The sequence below is a fragment of the Micromonospora globispora genome, from assembly GCF_003857015.1.
Lineage (GTDB): Bacteria > Actinomycetota > Actinomycetes > Mycobacteriales > Micromonosporaceae > Micromonospora > Micromonospora globispora.
The window spans coordinates 1-2,871 of the sequence record NZ_QGGF01000587.1 but is presented as its reverse complement, the minus strand read 5'-3'; the positions used below and the strand labels follow the sequence as shown (position 1 = coordinate 2,871).

Annotated in this window: 3 protein-coding genes; all 3 read right to left on the bottom strand. The window is 73.7% G+C overall.

What is annotated here, in order from left to right; translation table 11 throughout:
• Positions 1–1,865: NADH-quinone oxidoreductase subunit 5 family protein (locus DKL51_RS29645; RefSeq protein ID WP_438819681.1), on the bottom strand; the 1,865-nt coding region annotated here is incomplete at its 3' end.
• Positions 1,866–1,888: 23 nt separating this feature from the next.
• On the bottom strand, positions 1,889–2,239 hold the full coding sequence (gene nuoK / locus DKL51_RS29640; protein ID WP_109943995.1) for an NADH-quinone oxidoreductase subunit NuoK: 351 nt from the start codon (positions 2,237–2,239) through the stop codon (positions 1,889–1,891).
• Positions 2,236–2,820, bottom strand: coding sequence for an NADH-quinone oxidoreductase subunit J family protein (locus tag DKL51_RS29635; RefSeq protein ID WP_109944016.1), 585 nt, complete (start codon positions 2,818–2,820; stop codon positions 2,236–2,238). Before DKL51_RS29635 ends, nuoK begins: the two co-directional genes overlap by 4 nt.
• Between the last annotated feature and the right edge of the window lie 51 nt (positions 2,821–2,871).

The window sequence follows — 2,871 nt, the reverse complement described above, 5'->3', positions numbered from 1 at the left end:
GCCCGGGGCAGGGCCGCCCGGTGCAGCGCGGCCAGCCCGCCGCCCACCTCCACCGCGGCGTGGCCGCTCCCCTCGACCACGCCGTCCACCACCCGCTCGTCGCCGGTACGCGTCACCCGGGCGAGCGCGATCGTCGGGCGTACGACGAGGGCGTCCTGGACGTCGTCGAGCCGGAACGCCCGGGCGAAGACCGGCCGCAGCGGGCCCAGGAACCGGGCCGGGTCGGCGGCCGGATCCCGGCGCCAACCGGCCCAGGCCACCCCCGCGCCGGCCAGCAGCAGCACGAGCGGCAGCAGCACCGCCGGACCGAGGTGCACCAGGGAGAACCCGAAGCCGGTCAGCTCCCACTCGGTCATCGGCGCGAAGATCCGGCTGGTGAACGGCCCCCAGAAGGCGGCCAGGCCGAGCAGCGCGGCCGGGACGGCGAGGAGCAGCACCGGCCAGCGCATCAGTGCGGGCGGGTCGTGCGGGTGGGCCAGTGGGATGCGGGTGGCGCCGAAGAAGGTGCGCAGCAGCAGCCGGGTGGCGTACCAGGCGGTGACCGCGACGCCGAGCAGCGCGGCCAGCCAGACCAGCCAGCCGACCCACTGTGGAGCCGGGCCGGCGCCGTCGAGCGCGGCGGCCTCGGCGGTGGCGATGACGCCGTCCTTGCTCCAGAAGCCGGAGAGCGGTGGCACCCCGGCGAGGGCGCCGAGACCGATCACCGTGCACCAGAAGGTCACCGGCATGGCCGTGCGCAGGCCACCCATCCGGGACATCAGCGTCGTGCCCACGGCGTGGATGACCGCGCCCGCGGCGAGGAAGAGCAGCGCCTTGAACGCGGCGTGGGTGAGCAGGTGGAACAGCGCGGCCGTCGGCGCACCGATCGCCAGCGCCCCGGTCATGTAGCCGATCTGGGAGACCGTCGACCAGGCCAGCACCCGCTTGATGTCGTCCTGGGCGGTGGCGGCGAACGCGCCGAGCAGCAGGGTGATCGCAGCCATCACGCCGAGCACCGCCAGCGCGACCGGGGCGCGTTCGAAGAGCGGGTAGAGCCGGGCGACCGCGTACACGCCGGCGGCGACCATCGTGGCGGCGTGAATCAGCGCGGAGATCGGGGTCGGGCCGGCCATCGCGTCCGGCAGCCAGGTGTGCAGCGGGAACTGGGCGCTCTTGCCGGCAACCCCGGCGAGCAGCAGCAGGCAGGCGATGGTGAGCGTGCCCGTCGAATAGTTGTGGGCGAGCACGTCGGTGATCCGGAAGCTCCCGGCGGAGACGCCGAGCAGCGCGATGCCGAGCAGGAAACCGACGTCACCCACCCGGGTGACCAGGAACGCCTTCATCGCGGCGGCCGGCGCCTCGGGCAGCCGCCGGTCGTGGGCGATGAGCAGGTAGGAGCAGATGCCCATCACCTCCCAGCCGACCAGCAGCATGATCAGGTCACCGGAGACCACCACCACCAGCATCGCGGCGGTGAAGAGGCTGATCTGCGCGGCGTACGGCGGGTACCGGTGGTCGACGTCGACGTCGTCGTGCGGGCCGCGCTTCAGGTACGCGATCGAGTAGACCTGCACGGCCAGGGCCACGGCCGCCACCGCCGTGGCGACCAGGACGGTGACCCCGTCCAGCCGGTAGCCGAGGGTCACCCGCAGTCCGCCCAGGTCGACCCAGGTGCTCGAGGCCTCGACGAGGTGATCGGTCCGGGTCAGCAGCGCGACCGCGATCAGCAGCGCCCCGGCCGCGCCGGCGACGCCCAGGGCGATCGCCGCCCACCGGGCCCGCTGCTCGCCGATCCGGTGGTCGCGCGGCGACGGCGGCAGCAGCAGACCGACCAGGCCGGCGGCCAGCGGTACGGCCGGCAGCAGCGGCGCGAGCCAGGTGGTCACCCCGACCACGACGGTGTCGTCCCTCACCCACGCACCTCTTCACTCGCCCCGGTCACGACCTCCACCGGGCGCTCGGTCAGCGGCACCTCGTCCACCGCCACACTGGCCCGAAGACGGTAGAGCTGGAGCACGATTGCCAGGCCGACGCCGATCTCGGCGGCGGCCAGCACGATCACGAAGAGCGCGAAGACCTGCCCAGCGTGCGGCAGCTGCGCCCGGACCGTGGTGTCGGCGGTGACCAGGATCAGGTTGACCGCGTTCAACATCAGCTCGACCGCCATCAGCACCAGCACGGCGTTGCGGCGCCGCAGCACGCCGTACACGCCGAGGCCGAAGAGCAGCGCGGCGGTGACGTACGGGATGACCGGCCTCACCCGCGACCGCCCTCGTCGGTGGAGCCGCCGCTGCCAACCGGAACGGGCGCGGCCCGCCGCGCGGGTGCCGGGGCGGCCTCCGGGCGGCGGCCGATGTCCGGGCGGGAGATGACGATGGCGCCGACCAGGGCGGCCAGCAGCAGCACCGAGAGCACCTCGAAGGGCAGCACCCAGGAACGGAACACCTGCTCACCGAGGCGGTCGGCGGTGCCCGCCGCCGGCAGGTCGACCCGCGACCAACGGAACGCGTCGACCAGCAGCGCGGCCAGGCCCAGCCCACTGCCGGCGCCGATCAGCGCGGCCGGCCAGCCCGGCCGGTCCAGGTCGTCCGAGGCGCCGATCGGGGCCCGGGTCAGCATCACCGCGAAGAGCAGCAGCACCACCACCGCGCCGACGTAGATCAGCACCTGCACCCAGGCCACCAACTCGGCGGTGAGCACCAGGTAGTCGCCGGCCAGCGCGCCCAGGCAGACCACCAGGTAGAGACCGGCCCGGACCAGGTGCTTCGTGGACACCACCAGCACACCCGAGCCGACCGCCACCGCGCCGAGCGCGAGCAGCAACACGTCCACACCCGTCATGGGGTCGTACCTCCCTGTCTCTTATACAAATCTGACGCTGCCGACGATCGC